General features: G+C 69.5%; 20 protein-coding genes and 1 tRNA gene. 9 read left to right on the top strand and 12 right to left on the bottom strand.

Translation table 11 applies throughout. The features are described 5' to 3' along the window. Positions 1-10: 10 nt before the first annotated feature. The gene (locus tag ACFOYW_RS05070; RefSeq protein WP_390227646.1) at positions 11-1,270 is read left to right on the top strand and encodes an MFS transporter; all 1,260 of its coding nucleotides are present in this window, start codon (positions 11-13) and stop codon (positions 1,268-1,270) included. Here the strand turns inward: ACFOYW_RS05070 and ACFOYW_RS05065 are convergent. From ACFOYW_RS05065 to ACFOYW_RS05055, 3 genes are all read right to left on the bottom strand, one after another. Continuing rightward, on the bottom strand, positions 1,264-1,389 hold the full coding sequence (locus ACFOYW_RS05065; RefSeq protein WP_390227644.1) for a hypothetical protein: 126 nt from the start codon (positions 1,387-1,389) through the stop codon (positions 1,264-1,266). The two genes, ACFOYW_RS05070 and ACFOYW_RS05065, sit on opposite strands and share 7 nt — an antisense overlap. Positions 1,390-1,464: 75 nt before the next feature. Continuing rightward, positions 1,465-1,537 (bottom strand) — tRNA-Glu (locus ACFOYW_RS05060). Positions 1,538-1,609: 72 nt separating this feature from the next. Continuing rightward, positions 1,610-2,551 (bottom strand): diacylglycerol/lipid kinase family protein, encoded by a 942-nt coding sequence (locus ACFOYW_RS05055; RefSeq protein WP_390227642.1) that lies wholly within the window; start codon positions 2,549-2,551, stop codon positions 1,610-1,612. Between the two features lie 61 nt (positions 2,552-2,612). Here ACFOYW_RS05055 and ACFOYW_RS05050 point away from each other — a divergent pair, with 61 nt between their 5' ends. Then, positions 2,613-3,254 (top strand): MBL fold metallo-hydrolase, encoded by a 642-nt coding sequence (locus tag ACFOYW_RS05050; protein ID WP_390227641.1) that lies wholly within the window; start codon positions 2,613-2,615, stop codon positions 3,252-3,254. Between the two features lie 39 nt (positions 3,255-3,293). Here ACFOYW_RS05050 and ACFOYW_RS05045 read toward each other — a convergent pair whose 3' ends face one another. Beyond that, a complete protein-coding gene (locus ACFOYW_RS05045) occupies positions 3,294-3,980 on the bottom strand; it encodes a histidine phosphatase family protein (RefSeq protein ID WP_390227640.1) in 687 nt (228 codons plus the stop codon). Then, positions 3,977-5,020, bottom strand: a complete 1,044-nt coding sequence (locus tag ACFOYW_RS05040; RefSeq protein WP_390227639.1) for an NAD-dependent epimerase/dehydratase family protein — start codon at positions 5,018-5,020, stop codon at positions 3,977-3,979. Before ACFOYW_RS05040 ends, ACFOYW_RS05045 begins: the two co-directional genes overlap by 4 nt. A gap of 131 nt (positions 5,021-5,151) precedes the next feature. Here ACFOYW_RS05040 and ACFOYW_RS05035 point away from each other — a divergent pair, with 131 nt between their 5' ends. From ACFOYW_RS05035 to ACFOYW_RS05020, 4 genes are all read left to right on the top strand, one after another. After that, on the top strand, positions 5,152-5,970 hold the full coding sequence (locus tag ACFOYW_RS05035) for an alpha/beta fold hydrolase (RefSeq protein WP_390227638.1): 819 nt from the start codon (positions 5,152-5,154) through the stop codon (positions 5,968-5,970). Positions 5,971-6,125: 155 nt separating this feature from the next. After that, the gene (locus ACFOYW_RS05030) at positions 6,126-7,898 is read left to right on the top strand and encodes an HNH endonuclease signature motif containing protein (RefSeq protein WP_390227637.1); all 1,773 of its coding nucleotides are present in this window, start codon (positions 6,126-6,128) and stop codon (positions 7,896-7,898) included. A gap of 32 nt (positions 7,899-7,930) precedes the next feature. Beyond that, positions 7,931-8,605 carry a hypothetical protein gene (locus ACFOYW_RS05025; protein WP_390227636.1) on the top strand — a complete coding sequence of 225 codons (675 nt, stop codon included), beginning with the start codon at positions 7,931-7,933 and terminating at the stop codon, positions 8,603-8,605. Further along, a complete protein-coding gene (locus ACFOYW_RS05020; RefSeq protein ID WP_390227635.1) occupies positions 8,605-8,844 on the top strand; it encodes a helix-turn-helix domain-containing protein in 240 nt (79 codons plus the stop codon). Before ACFOYW_RS05025 ends, ACFOYW_RS05020 begins: the two co-directional genes overlap by 1 nt. Positions 8,845-9,042: 198 nt before the next feature. On the opposite strand, the gene ACFOYW_RS05015 is transcribed toward ACFOYW_RS05020, so the two are convergent. Both ACFOYW_RS05015 and ACFOYW_RS05010 read right to left on the bottom strand, forming a co-directional pair. Next, positions 9,043-10,236: a phosphotransferase enzyme family protein gene (locus ACFOYW_RS05015; RefSeq protein WP_390227634.1), complete on the bottom strand. Its 1,194-nt coding sequence runs from the start codon at positions 10,234-10,236 to the stop codon at positions 9,043-9,045. 169 nt (positions 10,237-10,405) lie between these two features. After that, a complete protein-coding gene (locus ACFOYW_RS05010; protein ID WP_390227633.1) occupies positions 10,406-11,455 on the bottom strand; it encodes an aldo/keto reductase in 1,050 nt (349 codons plus the stop codon). 123 nt (positions 11,456-11,578) lie between these two features. Between ACFOYW_RS05010 and ACFOYW_RS05005 the strand changes: the two genes are divergently transcribed. Continuing rightward, the gene (locus ACFOYW_RS05005; RefSeq protein ID WP_390227632.1) at positions 11,579-12,022 is read left to right on the top strand and encodes a nitroreductase family deazaflavin-dependent oxidoreductase; all 444 of its coding nucleotides are present in this window, start codon (positions 11,579-11,581) and stop codon (positions 12,020-12,022) included. Positions 12,023-12,106: 84 nt separating this feature from the next. On the opposite strand, the gene ACFOYW_RS05000 is transcribed toward ACFOYW_RS05005, so the two are convergent. The 5 genes from ACFOYW_RS05000 to ACFOYW_RS04980 are packed head-to-tail and all read right to left on the bottom strand — an operon-like array spanning position 12,107 to position 17,596. Beyond that, positions 12,107-14,347, bottom strand: coding sequence for a glycoside hydrolase family 3 C-terminal domain-containing protein (locus ACFOYW_RS05000; protein WP_390227631.1), 2,241 nt, complete (start codon positions 14,345-14,347; stop codon positions 12,107-12,109). 10 nt (positions 14,348-14,357) lie between these two features. Beyond that, on the bottom strand, positions 14,358-15,095 hold the full coding sequence (locus ACFOYW_RS04995) for an HAD family hydrolase (RefSeq protein WP_390227630.1): 738 nt from the start codon (positions 15,093-15,095) through the stop codon (positions 14,358-14,360). 33 nt (positions 15,096-15,128) lie between these two features. Next, positions 15,129-15,917, bottom strand: a complete 789-nt coding sequence (locus tag ACFOYW_RS04990; RefSeq protein ID WP_390227629.1) for an ABC transporter ATP-binding protein — start codon at positions 15,915-15,917, stop codon at positions 15,129-15,131. A 3-nt stretch (positions 15,918-15,920) separates the two neighbouring features. Further along, positions 15,921-16,640, bottom strand: a complete 720-nt coding sequence (locus tag ACFOYW_RS04985) for an HAD family hydrolase (RefSeq protein ID WP_390227627.1) — start codon at positions 16,638-16,640, stop codon at positions 15,921-15,923. A gap of 56 nt (positions 16,641-16,696) precedes the next feature. Further along, on the bottom strand, positions 16,697-17,596 hold the full coding sequence (locus tag ACFOYW_RS04980) for a LysR family transcriptional regulator ArgP (RefSeq protein ID WP_390227625.1): 900 nt from the start codon (positions 17,594-17,596) through the stop codon (positions 16,697-16,699). 65 nt (positions 17,597-17,661) lie between these two features. On the opposite strand from ACFOYW_RS04980, the gene ACFOYW_RS04975 reads away from it, so the two are divergent. Together ACFOYW_RS04975 and ACFOYW_RS04970 are read left to right on the top strand one after the other, a co-directional pair. Continuing rightward, positions 17,662-18,309 (top strand): LysE/ArgO family amino acid transporter, encoded by a 648-nt coding sequence (locus tag ACFOYW_RS04975; protein ID WP_390227623.1) that lies wholly within the window; start codon positions 17,662-17,664, stop codon positions 18,307-18,309. A gap of 124 nt (positions 18,310-18,433) precedes the next feature. Continuing rightward, positions 18,434-18,925, top strand: a complete 492-nt coding sequence (locus tag ACFOYW_RS04970; RefSeq protein WP_390227621.1) for an NADPH-dependent FMN reductase — start codon at positions 18,434-18,436, stop codon at positions 18,923-18,925. The last annotated feature ends 5 nt before the right edge of the window (positions 18,926-18,930 follow it).

The raw sequence follows: 18,930 nt of genomic DNA, 5'->3' as shown, positions 1-18,930 counted from the left end.
CTCGTCAGTTGTGTCGACGGCCGCGCTTGCTCCCTTACGGCACGCGCCGTTCCGGTGGCTGGCCGCGGCGCGCGCGGTCAATCAGCTCGGCAACGCGGTAGCGCCCATCGCGCTGGCCTTCGCCGTGCTCGACCTCGGCTTCTCGACGGCGCAGCTCGGCGTGGTCGTCGCCGCGCGGTCGATCCCGAACGTGGTCTTTCTTCTGGTCGGCGGGGTCATCGCGGACCGGATGTCTCGCCCCGTCGTCCTGATCGGATCCTCAGCGCTGTCGTTTCTCACTCAGGCGGCCGTCGCCGTCCTGGTGCTGGAGCGCGTGCACGGGCTCGGCTGGCTGATCGCACTCTCGGCGGCCAACGGGGCGCTGGCGGCGCTCGCTCGCCCCGCGTCATCAGCGATCACGCGCTATACCGTTCCTGCAGAGCGGCTGCGGCCGGCGATCGTGCTGCTCCGGCTGGGCGTGAACCTCGCCGCGGCCGTGGGTGCCGCTGCGGGTGCGGGGCTGGTCGCGTGGATCGGCTCGGGATGGGGCATCGCGGTCGACGCCGTGTCGTTCGCGGTAGCGGGCGGATGCTTCGCCGCGATGGAACTCGCCCTGCGGGGTGCCGCGGCCGATCCCCCGGGCGGCACGGCCGCGCATCCCCCCGAGAGACAGCATCCGTTGCGGGACCTCGCGGAAGGATGGCGCGAGGTCGCCTCGCGGGAGTGGATCTGGGTCATCGTCGCCCAGTTCCTCGTGCTCAATGCGTGTTTCTCCGGCATCCTCTCGGTCCTGGGCCCGGTGATCGCCGACGCGACCTTCGGGCGAGCGCAATGGGGGCTCATCATCGGAGCCGAGGCTCTCGGCCTCGTCGTGGGTGGATTTGTCGCGATGCGCTGGCGCCCACGACATGCCATCGGCGCGGGCGTGGCCGTGCTGGTCCTCTGGGCGGCACCGCTCGCCGTCCTCGGGCTCAGCCCGGAAGTACCGCTTCTCGTCGCACTGTTCTTCATCGCGGGCGCCGCGACCGAGCAGTTCGAGGTCGCGTGGGACGCTGCGCTCCAGCACCACGTTCCTCCCGACCGCCTCGCGCGGGTGTACTCCTACGACGCCCTCGGCTCGTTCGCCGCGATCCCCATCGGCCAGATCGTGGCCGGACCCCTCGCGGCGGCGTTCGGCGCGCGGGAAGTGATGGTGGGAGCATCCGTCGCCACCGTGCTCGTCACACTGGCCGCGCTCGCGCGCCGAAGCGTACGGACGGTCAAGGACGGGAATGAACCTCACGCTCACTGACCCGACGCGATCGCGATCAGGCCAGTGACGAGATCGTCGAGGGGACGGGCGGCGTCGACCTCGTGAGTGCACTCCGCCCGAAGCGCCGGCTCGACCTCGGCCAAGTCGGCGGCAATCATCGCGCGCTCCAGCGCGGTGCACCGGGCACAAAGCAAAAGCCCGCTTCCCCGGAAAACAAGGGAAGCGGGCTGTTGTGACCCCAGCGGGATTTGAACCCGCGTTACCGCCGTGAGAGGGCGACGTCCTAGGCCGCTAAACGATGGGGCCGGACTTGCTGCGCCCGTGAGCGCAACAAAGACGAGTTTACATGCCGGTCACCCCGGGTTCAAATCGCGGTGCTCAGTGCAACAGGAGGACTGCGCCGGGCACGACGGACAGCTCGAGAGGCGGCGGCCCGATCCGCTCGCCGTCCCCGTATGCGACAACCCCGTCGGCCTCGATGCGCACGTGCTGCACTCGCTCGATCCGCACTTCCGGCAGTTCCGTGTGCTCGCCGCGGAACACCTTGGGAAACACCCGCAGGAACCGTGGCTTAGACATCCGTTCGACGACGACCAGGTCGAGCAGGCCGTCGTCCATCGTCGCGGCGGGTGCGATGCGCATGCCGCCGCCGATCGACGAATGGTTCGCGACCGCCACCAGCATGGCGTCGAACTCGCGCGACTCGCCGTCGACCGTGAGCCGGTAGCGGGGCGCTCGGAACGTGAACAGCTCGCTGACCACCGCGATCGTGTATCTGCGCTGGCTCTTCGGCCAGGTCATCACGTTCGCGCGCTCATTGACTGCCGCGTCGAATCCCGCGGAGACCACACCGACAACCCAGGTCGAGTGCACCCCGTGGGTGACGAGCGCCGCGTCGACCGCATGCGGTGGCCGTTCGAGAGCCGCCGCGATCAGTCGGCCGGCGGCGGCCGGCTCGCCGATCGGCATGCCGATGTTCCGCGCCGTGTCGTTGCCGGTGCCGATGGGGACCACTCCGAGCGGGATGCCCGTCTGCGCGACGGCGTTGACGCCGAGGCTCACCATGCCATCGCCGCCGACGACGACCAGCGCGCCGCTCTCGGCCGCGTTCTCCAGCTCTCGTTCCACCTCGCGACGCAGGAGCTCGAAGTTCTGCTCCACAACCGGCACGACCGCGTGCCCGGCTGCCTCGAGCACCTCGCACACGGAGTCGCCGGCGCCGTGATGGCGGCCGAACGCGGCAGCCGGACTGACGGCGACGACCACTCGCGTCGGTCTCGACGTCGGCATCGGCATCGGCGTCGACGGGAGCGGCGGCATGGCTCACAATCTAGGGGTATCCATGGGTTGGCGGCATAGGCGAACCGAATAGCCTGGAAACATGCGCATCACGAAGCTGGAACATGCCGCGTTCATCCTCGAGAAGGACGGCGAGAAGCTCGTCGTCGACCCGGGCAACTTCGCCCGCCCCCTGCCCGACGTCGAGAACGTCGCCGCCGTCGTCATCACCCACGAGCACGCCGACCACTGGGACGACCCGCACCTCGAGGCGATCCGCGCCGCGAACCCTGGAGTTCCCATCTACGGACCGCAGGGCGTCAAGGACGCCGTGAAGAGCTTCGACGTCACGGCCGTGAACCCCGGCGACACGATCACGGCCGGCCCCTTCTCACTCGAGTTCTTCGGCGGCAAGCACGCCGTCATCCACTCGTCCATCCCCGTGGTCGACAACGTCGCCGTCTCCGTCGATGGCGGCGCCGTCTACTACCCCGGTGACGCGTTCACCGTGCCCGACGGCGTCGAGGTCGATGTGCTCGCGACCCCGTCGAGCGCCCCGTGGCTCAAGTTCGGCGAGACGATCGACTTCGTTCTCGACGTGAAGCCGCGCCGCGCCTTCCCGACGCACGAGGCGATCAACTCCGCCCCCGGACAGGCCATGGCGAAGGATCGCATCGGCTGGGCCGCGCAGCAGAACGGCGGCGAGCTGCTCGACATCGTCGCCGGCGACACCGTCGACCTGTAACCCGCGCGCGTCGGAGCCCGGCTGCCCGGAAACCGGCGGTCAGGAATCCGACAACCGGAACACGCCTGGCGTGTTCCACCTGACGACGACAGGTTGGGCGTGCTCGAACCCGAGCACGCTCACCGTCGCCGTCGACAACTGAAAGGCCTGCGCGTCGACCGGCCGAAGACCGAGCCACGCTGCGGCCATCGCACGTAGGAAGTGGCCGTGGGCGAACGCGATGACGTCCTCGCCCTGCCACATCACGTCGAGCGCCCGCGCAATGACGCGCTTCGCCCGCTTCTGCACGTCGGCTGCCGACTCCCCCGGAGTCGCGCCGGCCGGCACGCCGTTTCGCCACAGATTCCAGCTCAGCCCACGCTGCTCCGTGATCTGCGGTGTCGTGAGCCCCTCGTAGGCGCCGTAATCGAACTCGGCCAGGTCGTCATCGACCACCAGCTGGTCACCGTAACCCGCGAGCTGAGCGGTGTGAATCGCGCGAGTGCGCGGACTCGACATCACGAGTCCGAACGGATGCCCGTTCAGCAGGTCCGCGATCGCAGACGCTTCCCGCTCCCCCGCGGGCGTCAGCGGCAGATCGGTCACACTCGTGTGACGACCGGACAGGCTCCACTCAGTCTGGCCATGCCGCACAAGCACCAGGTGGCTCTTGTTCGCATGGCCGTGCTCCGACATCGGCTCCCCGGGGGGAGTCGACGAGACGGCGAGGCGCTGAGTCGGGGTCATATGAGCTTTCTCTCGAGGCTGCGGAGCAGCAGATAGGCGTCCTCGAGGCGGTAGTCGAGGAACGGGGCGAAATACGGGTCGTCGGCTAAAGCATCCGTTCGCCCCAGCTCGTGCTCGCGCAGCAGCCAGTCCAGCTCGGCGCCGACGGTCGCGGGGAACGTCTCGCCCCGCCAGCCGAGTCGCTCGGCCGCGGCGAGATCGAGCACGACCGGCGGCACGACGTCCCACGGGTGAGCGCCGTAGACCGGGTCGGTGTCGTCATCGAGCAGCTCAGGCTCGAAGCTGTGCCCGAGGCGCCCGGCGACGGTCTCGGCGATCTGCAGCCCTGTCGGGGCATCCGCATCGCCGACGTTGAGCACCCGGGTTGCGGGTTGCGCCGCTACCACCTCGACGAGTGAGGCGATGTTCGCGGCCGCCGTGGTGTGATCTCCTCCGCGACCCCGATGCGCGAGCGCGAGCTGCCCGCGCCCATCGAGTGCGCGCTTCGCGAACACCCACTCACGCGGGCGCTTCGCGCCCTCGCCGTGCACCTTCCCCGCGCGCAGCACCGTCACCGGCAGCCCCGAGTCGAGCAGCGCATTCTCAGCCGCCACCTTGTTCTGGCCGTAGCCGTCCCGGCTCGTGGGATCGCCGCGGCCGGGCGCGACAGTCGGATCGCTCTCACCGATCGGCAGCGGGAAAACCGGCTTCGCGAGCGAGTTGCCGTGATTGCCGAACTCGTCGACGTACACGGCCTTGGTCGAGAGCATCACCGAAGCGTCGGCGTCAGCGAGGAACGGCGCAATGAGAAGAGCATCGGATTCCGTGAAGCACAGGCAATCGACGATGAGTTCGGCGCCCTCGGCGACGACGGAGCGGAGCGCGCGGGCATCCGCTCGATCGACCGCTGTGAAGGTCAGCCCGGGCGCAACCGCCAGCCGCTCAGGCAGGTGGGACGCGTCTCGACCCGTCACGTCGACCTGCCAGCCCGCATCGAGCAGCCGGGTCGCGACCGCGCGGCCGATCAGGCCGGTTCCGCCGAGGATGACTGCGCGCGCCACAGAGTCCAGGCTACCTGGGTGCGCAGTGCGTCCCGCGCCGCGGGCGCCCCGGTGTGAGAGTCGCGCATGCTTCGGCGCGTGCCCTGTGCTGAGCGCGAACCGTGCTGCGCGCGAGCCGCTACCGTGATCGCGTGGATCTTGTGGACCTGGTCGAGAACCCGCTCGACGGCACCCGTATCTCTTACCGCGTGTTCGGCGAAGGCGCCCGCCCCGATGCGCCGGCCGTCGTGCTGGTGCACGGCACCGCACTCACGCAGGCGATCTGGCGCGGATTCGGCTGGGTACGCGAGCTGCAGGCGACGCACCGGGTCATCACGCTCGATCTGCGGGGGCACGGCCGCAGTGACAAGCCCTATGACGAGGATTCCTACGACCAGGCACTGTTCGTCGGCGACGTGCTCACCGTCATGGAGGCCGTCGGCGTCGAGCGTGCGCACTACATCGGATACTCACTCGGCGCTCGCGTCGGGTTCGAGATCGGATACTCGCACCCGGGGCGGCTCGCGAGCCTCGTCACGCTCGGCGGATCTCCCCGCACCGGCGGCCAGGGAATCTTCGACGCGACCTTCTTCCCCGGCGTCATCGACACGATCGTGGCGCGCGGCATGCAGGCGTTCGTCGACCGCTGGGCCGAGCACCTTGGGCACCCGCTCGACAGTGCGACCGCGCTCGCACTGCTCGCGAACGATCCGCAGGCGCTCGCGGCTTATATGCGCAAGACCGAAGAAGACCCCGGAGTGCCCGCCCACGCCCTCTCGACCCTGCCCATGCCGCTGCTCATGGTCGCGGGCACCGAGGACCACATCCGCGTGCGGGCGGCGGCGCGCATGCAGTCGTACCGGCCGACGACACCCGTGCGGCTTCTGGACGGCGCGACCCACGGGCGCACGCCGCGCCACCCCGACGCGCTGCCGACGATTCGGGAGTGGCTCGCGGCGCAGAGCGGGTGATGCGCGGGTAAGGCTCGCGGGCGAATCTCGAATGCCGAGAATAGAATACGTGATCGAGCGGATGTCTCGGAGTCGGCGTTGTTCGGGTGTGATCGAGTTATCCACAGGCTGGCTCACTCGGCCCGAATGTCAGTGGTTTCTCGTAGCTTTATTCCATGACCGAAATCGTCCAGCGGGTGCGCGAGCTGACCGCCACGGCAGTGGGAGCGCTGCCCGGCGTCGATGAGCTCTCCGCGCTGGCGGATGCGTCGGCGACCGCGCTGCTGGGTGAATTGTCGAGATTGCGCCGTCACGTCGACGCCGCGATCGCGGTGCTGGCGGCAGACATCGAGAGGAAATCGGCCCGTGACCTCGGCCCGGCGTCGCTGGCCCGGCGGGCGGGCGTGCGCACCGGGGCCGAACTGGTGCAGAAGATCACCGGCAGCACGCGCGGCGACGCGATCAAGGCCGTCCGCATCGGCGGCATGCTCGAGACTGCGCACGCCGTGGCCCCGTTGCCGCCAGCGCCGACGGGCGACGGCTCAGCGGCCGATGACAACTCGGAAACCGAGCCGGGCGCGCCCGTACTCACTGAATGCGCGGCCAGGTCCGTCGACGACCTGACAGGGTTGCCCGGTGCGTGGGACGCGCCGGTCGCTGTCGCGGTACGCAACGGGTGGCTGACCGTCGACCAGGCCGACCGGCTCAAGGCCGGGCTCGGTGAGCCTCGCTGTGCTGACGCGGCTTCGCGGTGGCGGCAGGCGGCCCTCGGCCTGATCGTCGATTGCTGGGACGGGGGTCTGACACCGGAAGACCTGAAGCGTGCTGCGACCGCGATGCGCGCCTGCCTCGATCGAGAGTGGGCCGCGCACAACGCGCAGCGGCTGCATGAGCAGCGGTCACTCAAACGCATCACCCGCACCGACGGTATGGTCGCCTACCACCTGCTTGTCGATCCGCTCACAGACCGGCAGATCTGGGCACCGCTGTATCGCCAGCTCGCGCCTCGCCTCGGCGGCCCGCGGTTCATGACCGACGACGAGCGTGCACGAGCTTCCGAACTCGAGCGAGACGCGCGCAGCAACGAGCAGCTTCTCGCCGACACGCTCGTGAACGCCCTCACCACCGGACTCTCCGCGATCAGTGCGGGTGCCGGCGACGCGGCGCGGGCTGCGGCCCCGGCCGGTACGGGGTCGAGTGTGACCATCGCGGTCACTACAAACGAGTTGCACCAGGCTGTCGCCGCCGAGAACCTGGCGCGCCGCCACCAGCAGGACGATCACAGCCGCTGCCCCCGGGCCGATGACGGAGCGTGCCTTGTGCCCGAGACCGGAATCGCGTGGGCGGAGGGGTCGAGCGAGCCGGCCACCGGGCCGCAGCTGCTCGCAGCGATCTGCGACGGGCGGCTCGGCGCGATCCTGTTCGACGAGACCGGGCAGGCGCTCGACATCACCAAGCACGAGCGCACGTTCTCTGGTCGACAGCGTCGGGCCATGGCCCTGCGCGATCGCGGCTGCCTCCAGCCCGGCTGTGCCATGCCGGCGGTTGCCTGCGAGGGTCACCACATCAATCCGTGGGGCGAAGGGCCCGCCAACCGGCGAACTGAAACCCGCGACGGAGTCTTGCTGTGCCGCTTCCACCACCTCAACCTGCACAACCACCGCGCCCATATCGAGAGGCGCGGCACGAACTACTGGCTGCACTGGCCAGGCAAGGAACCGACGCGTCTCGTGTCGAAGAGTGCGCTCATGATGCAGCTGCGCACTGAGGGTGAAGTGGGTGCGAGGGCAGACTCGGGGGTCCTGACAGACGATCCGGGACGTAGCACTCGCACCGACACCCGCACTGGCACCGGTGTCGGCAGCGGTGTCGGCAGCGGCAGTAGCACTGGCACCGGCACTGGCACTGGCACCGGCACCGGCACCGGCACCAGGCGACAAAGCCGGTGACAGGCCCAACGAATATCGATATGTTCTATCGCGTGTCCACTGTCGATGAAGCAGGTCGCCCACTTACGCGATCGCACGCGGTTCGGTTCATCTACTGGACGTCGCTCGCGTATCTCGTGCTCGCGGCGATCGAGCTCGTCGATGCGGTCGTTCAGCTCAGCACACGTCTCGGACAGCGTTCGAGCGGAATCATCATGACGTGGAACCCCGGCTTCCCGGCACCGCAGCCCACGCACTACGAGATGTCCGGCGCGCCCTACGTTGCACAGGGCAGCACCGCGTACTTCACGCAGATGACCGGCACGGTTCGCGACGTTCCCGTGGCGTCCATCGTCGTCACCGGTCTCGGTGACATCGTCAGCGTGCTGTGTGGTGCCGGCATCGCAGTCTGTATCTTCGTACTCGCTCAGCGCATGGCCGCGGGCGCGCCGTTCGTACGGGCATCGGCCAGGGCGCTCGTCGCTCTCGCGGCGATCGTGTTCTTCGGCTTCGAGGGCGCACAGGTGCTGCACGCCGTCGGCTCGAACCTTGCCGAGAACGTTCTGATCGCGAGCCCGCAGGAGCCCGACGGCCAGTGGTCGCCACCGATCAGCGAGGGGCCGGGGTTCTCTCTCTTGCCGATCTATGTCTCCGTGGGACTGCTCGCCCTCGCCGCCGTGTTCCGAGCCGGGGCCGCGTATCGCGACGACAGCGACGGTCTCGTCTAGTGGAGCGAGGGTCTCGTCTAGTAGGGCGGATTCACTGCCGGCTCGACGACCTGCTCGCCGAGCGCGGTATGACGCTCGTCGAACTGTCCGAGCGGGCCGGCATCAGCACCGCCAACCTCTCGGTCCTCAAGAACGACCGCGCCAAAGCCGTGCGCTTCAGCACCGCCGCGGCCATTTGCGATGTTCTCGGCTGCGAGTTCGGCGACCTGCTTGTGATCGCGCCCGCTGCGCAGAACTGAAGCGGGAGCCGCGACTTGTCAGCTCGACATCGCTCCGCGGCCGTCCGCGGTCGTGTCCCTGAGACGCCGCATTGCGAACAGCCGGTGCCGACTCACAGCGCCGGTTCGTCACTGAGACGCCGCAATACGAAGCTCCGTAGCCGACTCACGGCGCGGGCTCATCACTGAGACGCCGCAATACGAACCTCCGTAGCCGACTCAGAGCGCGGCAAGCCAGCGGGCCGGCTCGGGCTGACTCTGCGCCGCGCGCAACCCCAGCCAGAGCGTCAGGATCTCCAGCCAACCCCGCTCGGCATCGGACAGCGGGCGCACCGCTTCGTAGCCCTCACGGAATGCTCGCCGAATGTCTGGCGCTGTCGGCCCCCAGTCGGTGAAGAGGGTCCCGAGGTACAGGCTCGCCTTCGCAAGGTCGTAGACCCGATGCGTGACGACCACGTCGTCGAAGTCCAGCACCCCGACGATCCGCGAACCCCTCGTGAGGATGTTCGCCGCCCGAAAGTCGTTGTGCACGAGCTGAACCGCATCATCGAGCCGCGGTGCCGCGCTGAGAGCCTGCGCCAGCCTGCGCGCGGCCTCGTGCGCTACCCCATCGCGACTGTCACTGACGGCATTCCCCTCGGGTGACTCGCCCCCGGCGACGTGACCGCCAGCGCACGGGCTGCTGACGCCGCGACCGGCTGTACCACCGGCGCCGACACCACCGGCGCCGACACCGCCGCTGCCGACACCGCCGCTGCCCGCACCGCGACTGCCCGCACCGCGACTGCCCGCACCGCGACTGGCTGTACCGCGACTGGCTGTACCACTCGTGCCGACGCCGTCGCCGACACCGCTCTCGTCGTCGAGCCATCCCGCGATGCGCGAACGCCAGTCGACAGGCTCGTTCGCCAGAGCAGCGTCAGGGCGGATCGTCGCCAGCGCAGCATGCAACTCGGCAAGAACCGCACCCGCGGCACGCACGGCCGCTTCATCGCCCACGTTCAGCCACTCGCCCGCGAGCTCGGGCAGCACCGCGAGGGACAGCTTGCCCACCGGCCCGTCGGTCACGACACGGGCGCTACCGCTCGCAGACAGAAGAGGTCGTGCCACCGGAAAGCCACGCTCGGCGAGCAGCCCCAGCAGCCTGGTCGACGCATCGAGACGGTGGAACTGGTCGAGCGCACGCGACCACTTCACCACCACGTCTCCATGGTCCGTGGCCGCCCAGAGGATCGCATTGTGATCACTGATCACCACCCGGCCGACCTCGCGCACCTGGATGCCCCAGGACGCTGACAGGGTCTCGACGCACCACGCCGCGGCCTCGTCGATGCCGTCGAAGCCGAACCTGTCCGCGAGCGCCTCGACCGGTGCGGCGGACTCCCACAGCATCGACAGCCCCACAGGCAACATGCCTCGACTCTAGTGAGCCGGCCGAAGTACGCCGCGCACGCCCTGAGCGCCGCCGCACGCCCGGAGCCCGCGCGAGGCGTGCACCGACCGCGGTGCGCTACGCGTTCTGTGCTCGGCGTGCTGCGCTGCAGGTACTTGCGCCTACAGGTTCTGCGTTACGGGTTCTGCGCTACACGTACTGCGAGATCAGTGACCAGTCAGCCGGCGAAAGACGGTCGGTCGACGTGTTGCGCTGGTGCCAGTACGGGTAGTGCAGGTCCGGCTTGGTCAGGTCATCGATACTCTTGCGCTCCTGGTCGGTGAGCACCAGCGACGCCGCAGCGAGGTTGTCGCTGAGCTGCTCGTCGGTACGCCCGGCGACGATGAGCGAGCTCACCTGCGGACGACCCAGCGTCCACGCCAGCGCGACCTGAGCAGCCGACACCCCGTGACCGTCGCCGATCTCGACGAGTAGATCGATGAGGTTGTAGAGCAGGTCCTCGTCGTAAACAGGCGGCTCGGTCCAGCCGAGGAAGCGGCGCGAACCCTCAGGGTCGGCCTGACCGCGCCGGTACTTTCCGGAGAGCAGACCGCCCGCGAGCGGGCTCCACACGAGAATGCCAAGGCCCTGATCGATCGACGCCGGAATCACCTCGTTCTCGATGTCACGGGTCTGCGGCGAGTAGTGCACCTGCGTCGCGACGGGCTTCGTGAACCCGCCCTTGTCGGCCGCCCACAGCGCCTTGATGGTCTGCCAGCCGGTGTAGTTCGAGATGCCGAGGTAGCGCACCTTGCCCGACTGCACGAGGTGGTCGAGCGCCGCCCACGTCTCCTCGAGCGGCGTCTGGCCGTCCCACTCGTGAAGCTGGTAGAGGTCGATGTGGTCCGTGCGCAGACGGCGAAGGCTGTCCTCGGCGCCGCGGATGATGTGGTGCCTGCTCGCGCCCGCCTCGTTCGGGCCGTCGCCCATGGTCATGCGCACCTTCGTCGCGACGATCCAGTCATCGCGATCGGCCGCGAGCGCCTCGCCGATGATCTGCTCGGACAGGCCGTTGGAGTAGACATCGGCCGTGTCGAGGATGTTGACGCCGGCGTCCTTGGCGAGGTCGAGCTGACGACGGGCGTCGCTCACATCGAGCGTGCCGACGGGCGTGGCCCAGCCGGTGCCGCCGTAGCCCATGGTGCCGAGAGTGAGGGATGAGATGCGAAGTCCAGAGCTTCCGAGCTGACGGTATTCCATAGTGCCGAGCCTATTGCCGAATCGATTCGATTCACAGCGGCGGATCCGCATGCGCACCACGCAACGGAGAGTTCGCACGCTGTACAACACGGCAGTACGACGCGGCCTGCCTATGCTCGAGGCATGCCACTTGAAGGAGAGTACGAGCCGGGCGTCGCCGAGTGGGCGCGCGAGCAGGCCGAGAAGTTCGAATCATCCGACGGCGTCGACGCGAATGAGCTGCGCGGCAAGCCGATCATCGTTCTGACCAACAAGGGCGCCAAGTCCGGAAAGCTGCGCAAGACCGCCCTGATGCGCGTCGAGCGCGACGGACACTACGCGGTCGTCGCCTCCAAGGGCGGCGCCGCGTCGCACCCGACGTGGTACTGGAATCTCAAGGCCAACCCGCACGTCGAGCTGCAGGACGGCGCAGTGAAGAAGGACTACACCGCCCGCGAGCTCCAACCCGGCCCCGAGCGCGACGCCTGGTGGCAGACCGCGGTCGCGGCGTGGCCCGACTACGCCGAGTACCAGACCAAGACGGATCGTCTGATTCCGGTCTTCGAACTAGTCCCGGTCGCGGGCTGATCGCGGCGACACCCCGCGTACCCGGCTGATGCATCGCCGCGGCACGCTCGTAGGCGCCGACCAGCAGGTCAGCGCCGCCGTGCCCTAGCGCTGTGTCGCCAGCGCACGCTCGTAGGCGCCGACGAGCTGCTCGGCGACGCCAGCGGGCGCGCCCGGCACCATGGTGAGCAGGTGCCCGAGCGGAATCGCCGCGAACATGCGCCCCTCGTTGGTCGCCGGGTCGAGCTGGAAGGTGTGCGCGTCAGGCAGCTGCGCGAGCGCACCCTGAAGGACCTGACCGCCCACCGGGTCCGCCAGCCATTCGCCGATCGATGAGAACACCGTGAGCTTGAGCGCCGGCCCCAGGGCGCCGAGCTGCACCTCGCCCGCAAGCCGTAGGTCGCGACTCGAGCTGCCGACCTCGATGGTGAAGAGTCCGGCATCGACGACCCACCCGTGGCGCAGGATCGACCAGTACGCGAAGGCTCGCTCGTCGAGCTCGACCGTCACGGTCTCCGACTGCCCCGGCTCGAGGAACACCTTGCGGAACGCGACCAGTTCGTGGGCCGGCCGATCGGCCGCGCTGTGCCGGTCGCTGCGGTAGAGCTGGGCGACCTCCGCACCCGCGACGTCGCCGACATTGGTGACGGTGAAGGTGACGGATGCGCCGACCTCGCGCGGCTCGACTGAGAGGCCCGAATACTCGAACTCGGTGTAGCTCAGCCCGTGGCCGAACGGGAACGACACGGCCACGCCGCGAGTGTCGTAGTAGCGGTAGCCGACGTAGATCCGCTCGCCGTAGACCACCTCGCCCTCGCCGCCCGGGAAGTTGATGTACGAGGGCGTCGACTCCAGCTTGAGCGGGATCGACTCGGTGAGCCGCCCGCTCGGGTTGGCGCGGCCGAACAGCAGCCGAGCGATCGCCTCGCCGCCTGCCTGCCCGAGGAGCCACCCCTCGAGGATCGCTCGCGCACGGGATGCCCAGCTCTCCGTTTCGACGACGCTGCCGTTGGACAGCACGACGACGATGCGCCGAGTGACGGTCGACACGGATTCGAGGAGCGCCAGCTGGTTCTGCGGCAGTTCGATGCTCGTGCGGTCGAAGCCCTCGGACTCGTAACTCTCGGGCAGGCCGAGGAAGAGCACCGTCCAATCGGATGCCTGCGCGAGCGTCCGCGCCTCGGCGGCCAGTTCGGCATCGGCCGCCGCGTCTCCGTCGAAGGTGAAGCCGGGCGCGAAGGAGAGGCGATCGCCGATGATGCCCGTGAGCGCGTCAAGCGGGGTGTCGACGCGGGTCGGGTTGACCTGTGAGCTGCCGGCGCCCTGGAAGCGCGGAGTGCGCGCGAACTCGCCCACCACGGCGATGCGCATCGAGCTGCGCTCGGGCAGTGGCAGCGCGCCGTTCTCGTTCTTGAGCAGCACAGGCCCTTCGAGCGCGGCGCGCAGCGCCAGCTCGTGGTGCGCATCGACGTCGATCTCGACGGGGCCGCGGGCCGAGGCATCCGCCCTCTCCGCCAGCGTCGCAATCCGGTCCGCGACCTGATCGAGCACCGCCTCCGGCAGTTCGCCCGACTGCGCCGCCGCGAGCACGGCCTCGTCGCCCGACGACGTCGGCATCTTGAGGTCGAGCCCCGCCTGCACCGACGCGACCCGGTCGACGACCGCGCCCCAGTCGCTGACGACGACGCCGTCGAAGCCCCAGTCGGTGCGCAGCACATCGCCCAGCAGCCACTCGTTCTGCGCCGAGTACACCCCGTTGATGCGGTTGTACGAGCACATCACGGTCGCGGGCGCGGCGTTCTTCACGACCCGCTCGAACGCGGGCAGGTAGATCTCGCGGAGCGTGCGCTCGTCGACCTGCACCGAGACGTGCATGCGGTCGGTCTCCTGGTTGTTGGCCGCGAAGTGCTTCACCGACGCACCGACGCCCTCGGACTGGATGCCCTCGACGAGCGCCTGCCCGAATGCGCCCGCGACCAGGGGGTCTTCGCTGACGTACTCGAAGTTGCGGCCGCAGAGCGGGCTGCGCTTGATGTTGATGCCCGGACCGAGCACGACATCGACGCCGAGCGCGCGCGCCTCACGGCCGATGGCCTGGCCCACCTCGCGCTGCAGCGCGGGGTTCCAGGTCGAGCCGAGCCCGACCGCCGGCGGAAAGCAGGTCGCCGGCTTCGCACCGTGGATTCCGATGTCGTCGACGACGCGCAGGCCGTGCGGGCCGTCGTTCATCGTGATGCGGCGGATGCCGGGGACCTCGGTGCTGCTCCAGAAGTCGGCGCCTGAAGTGAGTGCCGCCTTCTGCTCGAGGCTCAGTTTCGAGATGACGTCATCGTGCCGAAGGCTCATGCGCCTCACTCTATGAGGTAGCCCACTCCAGCAACCAGGGATACAGATCTTCGATATGCGGAGATCGCACGGTGGGGTGCGCGTCGGCGGGAACCGGCATCCGATCGATCAGCGCGGTCGCCGCGCCGAGCGCCGCGACGGGCGCGAGGTCGTTCACCCAGATGTCGCCGACGGACAGCAGTCGGTCGGCCGCGACGCCGTGCTCGCCGAGGATCCGCTGAGCGATCGCGGGCAGCCCGGCCGGCTTGTTCGCGTCAGTGACCACCTCGTCGAACGACCGCGCGAGGCCGAGCTTGTCGATCTGCTCCATGAGCCCGTTCGCGGGCGAGTTGGACACGAGAACGCGATGCGCGGATGCCGGAAACGCCGCGAGGAACGACCCGAACCCCTCCGGCGCATGCGTCGAGATGAGCCCGTCGGCGAGGTCGGCCCGGCTCGCCGTGTACGCCGCATCGATACGCTCGGGCGGCATGCCGACGAGCGTTGCCAGTCGTTGCGCCGCGGCGTAGCCGTCGATGCTGCCGTCGATCACGTGCTCGCCGAGAAACAGCGGGTCGGCGTCGGTGACGCCGTCGAGCGCCTGGGCGACCCGACCGTCGCTCTGCAGGAACCGCGAGACGATGCGCGTGATGAGGCCGGTCTCGCTGCCGGCCTCTTCGTCGAGGTGCCGCGCGTAGGCGATGACGGGTTCGTCGCCGATGCTCACGGTGCCGTCGAAGTCGAACAGCAGCACACAGGAGGTCGTCACCCGGCCCACCCTAGCGGCCAGGGAGCGAACGCTTCAGGGCTCTTGTGGGTGTGCGGCGAAGAGCAGTTCCGCGATGCGGTCGCAGTAGTGGTGAAACTCAGGAGCCTGAAGCAGGTCCGGCGTGCGCGGCCGCGGCAGATCGATCGGCACGAGCTCGACGATCCGGCCCGGGCGCGGGCTCATCACCGCGACGGCGTCGGAGAGGAAGACCGCCTCGCTGATGCCGTGCGTCACCATCAGCGTCGTCACCGGGCGTTCGGCGACGATGCGCTGCAACTCGATGTTCATGCGCCGCCGGGTCATGTCGTCGAGGGCGCCGAACGGCTCGTCGAGCAGCATCACGCTCGGCCGCAGCGCGAGGGCGCGCGCGATGGACACGCGCTGTCGCATTCCGCCGGAGAGCTGGGCGGGCTTCAGCTCGGCGAAACCGGTGAGGCCGACCAGGTCGATGAGCCCGTCGACGAGGCCCGGCTCAGGGCTGCGCCGGGCGAGCTCGAGGGGCAGGCGGATGTTGGCGGCGACGGTCCGCCAGGGCAGCAGCCCCGCGTCCTGGAACGCGACACCGAGCCCGTGGCGCCGCCGCACCGCGTCGGCCGGCTCGCCGCCGATGGTCGCTGTTCCCGCGTCGGGCCGCTCGAGGCCGGCGAGGATCCGCACGATCGTCGACTTGCCGCAGCCCGACGGGCCGATCAGCGAGACGAAGGACCCGAGCTCGACCCGGAGGTCGACGCCGTCGAGCGCCCGCAGCCGACCGCTGCCGACGGCGAACTCCTTGCGGAGGCCGCGCAGCTCGATGCCGTCGACACCCCCCGAGGCTGCCATCGGTCAGGCCGCACGGGCGAGCAGCGGCACGAGCTCGGCGAGCGTCGCGATCTCGCGGTGGGGCAGGGCCTCGGCCGCGTCGCGACTCACGCCGTCGCGGTTGATCCACACGCCTTCGACGCCCGCGGCGCGCGCGCCTGCGATGTCGAAGGCGAGCGTGTCGCCGATGTGCCAGGCCCGCTCGGGAGCGACGCCGAGTTCGGCGAGGGCCAGTTCGAAGATGCGCACGTCGGGTTTGGCCGAGCCCACCTCGGCGGAGATCAGCACCGCGTCGAAGGCGTCCGCGAGTCCGACGGCTTCGAGTTTGCCGCGCTGCACCGCGCCGGGGCCGTTGGTGATGATGGCGGTGCGGATGCCTGCGCTCCGCGCCGCCGCGAGCAGCGGCGTCACGTCGTCGTAGCGTCGCATGCCGGCGAGCTCCGCCTGCCAGTGCGCCTCGGCGAACGCCGGGGCCGCGTGGTCGTCGACGCCGTACTCGGCGTGCGCCCGCCGCCACACCGCTCCGTGCAGAGCGAAGGCGTCCATGCCACCGAGGGTCCACGCATCGAGGTGCGCCTCGAAGACCTCTGCCTCGAAGGCGAGCGTGCGGGCGGCCACCTCGTCGGCGTCGAAACCGTGCAGGCGAGCGAACTCGGTCGCGGCGGCACGGATGCCTGCCACGAGGCCGGAGCGCCAGTCGACCAGAGTGCCGTCGAAGTCGAGCAGAAGGGCCTCTGGCGTCATGCCGCCAGGCTAACCCCGTGCTGCTCCGCGGAGAGCTGCGACGCGACGCGACGCGGTCAGCCGAGCAGGCTCGAGCGCGCTGCGGCCCGCACCGCGTCAGTGACCTCGTCGAGCACGGTCGAGGTGATCGACCAGCGCTGCCAGTAGAGCCGCACCCTGACGTCCTTCGTTCCGGCGAGCCGCACGAGCTCGCCGCGCTCGAGCTCGGCCGCACACTGCTGGTCGGGCAGGAGCCCCCAGCCCAAGCCGCCGGCGACTGCGCGGGCGAAGTCGGCGGAGGTCGGCACGTAATGGCGCCGCGCGTTCACCTCGCGGCCGACGACATCGCTGTACAGGCGGTGCTGCAGCATGTCCTTCCGGTCGAAGTCGACGAACGGCGCTGTTTCGATGCGCGAGACGTGGGCCACTCCCCCGAGATGCGCGTCGACGTAGCCCGGACTGCACACCGCCTGGTACCGCATCGCCCCGAGCGGAATGCTGAGCGCGCCCTGCACCGGCTCGGCGACGCTGGTGACGGCCGCCGCGACTTCGCCGGAGCGGAGCAGTTCGATGGTGTGCTCCTGGTCGTCGCGGCGTACGTCGAAGACGAGGTCGTCGCGCGGGGCCAGCATGAGCAGCGCGTCGAGGAACCAGGTGGCGAGAGAGTCGGCGTTCACGGCGATGGGCACGGAGACGGGACTGTTCTCGTCGCCGCCCGCTGAGCCGAGCTCACGCGCGAGGTCGACGTCGAGCAGCTGCAGCTTGCGGGCGTGCCGCAGCACCACGAGCCCGGCGACGGTCGCCTCGACCGGCGTGGTGCGCCGCACCAGAACCTGGCCGGCCGCCTGCTCGAGCGCCTTCATGCGCTGCGACACGGCGGACGGTGTGACATGCAACCTCGCCGCCGCGGCGTCGAAGGTGCCCTCGTCGATGACGGCGATGAGTGTGCGCAGCTGCTCGTGGTTCAACTCGACCATAAGCACAGCTTATGTCCCGTCAGATTCTTTAGCTGGACTAACCCGGAGTCGATGCTTAGCGTTGCATGGTGCCACTGAATTTCACACTTCTCCCTGCCCTCCTCGGTCTTGGCACAGGACTCTCGCTGATCGTCGCCATCGGCGCGCAGAACACCTATCTGCTGCGCCTCGGCGTCGTCGCGGCCCGACGCGTCGTGCTCTCGGCGCTGCTCCTGTGCGCCCTCTCCGACGCGGTGCTGATCACCGCGGGAACCCTCGGAGTCGGTGCCATCATCCAGCGCGCTCCCGACGCCATGGAGATCGTGCGCGTGGTCGGGGCCGTATTCCTGCTCACGTACGGCGCGCTGGCAGCGAAGCGGGCGTTGCGGCCGGGAGCCAAAGCAATGGAGCTGCCCGAGGACGGCGAGGGCTCCGGCATCCGCTTCGGCACTGCGATCGCCACGATCGCCGCGTTCACCTGGCTCAACCCGCACGCCTACCTCGACACCGTCGTCTTCCTCGGCTCGCTCGCGAGCCAGCAGGCGCCCGCCGCGCGCTGGTGGTGGGTCGGCGGCGCGATCTTCGCGAGCTTCCTCTGGTTCGCCGCGCTCGGCTTCGGCACCCGGTTCCTGCGCCCGCTGTTCGCCAAGCCCATCGCGTGGCGCATTCTCGACGGCGTCACCGCCGCCATGATGATCGGCATCGCCGTCGAACTGGTCATCACCGCGGTCTAGGCGTCTGGCGGCCCGGCGTAACCGACGGCCGGGCATAACCGGCGTTCTGGCATAACCGGCGGCCTGGCGTAACCGGCGGCAACGCCGCTGGACGCCCGAGCGGATGCCCCGCGAAACTGGCGGCATGAGAGCAGTCGCCGTCGTCGGCAACCCGAAGCCCGCCTCACGCACCGCAGACGCCGCGCAGCGCCTCGCCCGTGCACTCGGAGCAGACGATCTCGAGGTGATCGACCTCATCGAGCTCGGCGGGAAGCTGATCGGCTGGGGCGACCCGGACGTTGCGGCCGCTGTCGCGCGGGTACAGGCATCCGATCTCGCGATCTTCGCCTCGCCCACGTTCAAGGCGAGCTACACCGGCCTGCTGAAGCTGTTCCTCGACCAGTTCGCGACCGGCACCGGCCTCGAAGGAGTCGTCGCCGTGCCGCTCATGCTGGGTGCCGGCCCCGGGCATGCGCTCGCGCCCGAACTGCTGCTCAAGCCGGTGCTCGTCGAGCTCGGGGCAACCACCCCGGCGCCGGGCCTGTATCAGCTCGACTCCGCGTACGTCGACGACCCGAAGCTCGCGGAGTACGTGGCGCGCTGGGCGCCGGTCATCCGGGCGATCACGGCCCTGTGAAGCGC

Origin of the sequence: Gryllotalpicola reticulitermitis (assembly GCF_042651345.1) — a bacterium.
Lineage (GTDB): Bacteria > Actinomycetota > Actinomycetes > Actinomycetales > Microbacteriaceae > Gryllotalpicola > Gryllotalpicola reticulitermitis.
The sequence above is the reverse complement of the archived record's forward strand: the minus strand, read 5'-3'. Positions and strand labels throughout refer to the sequence as shown.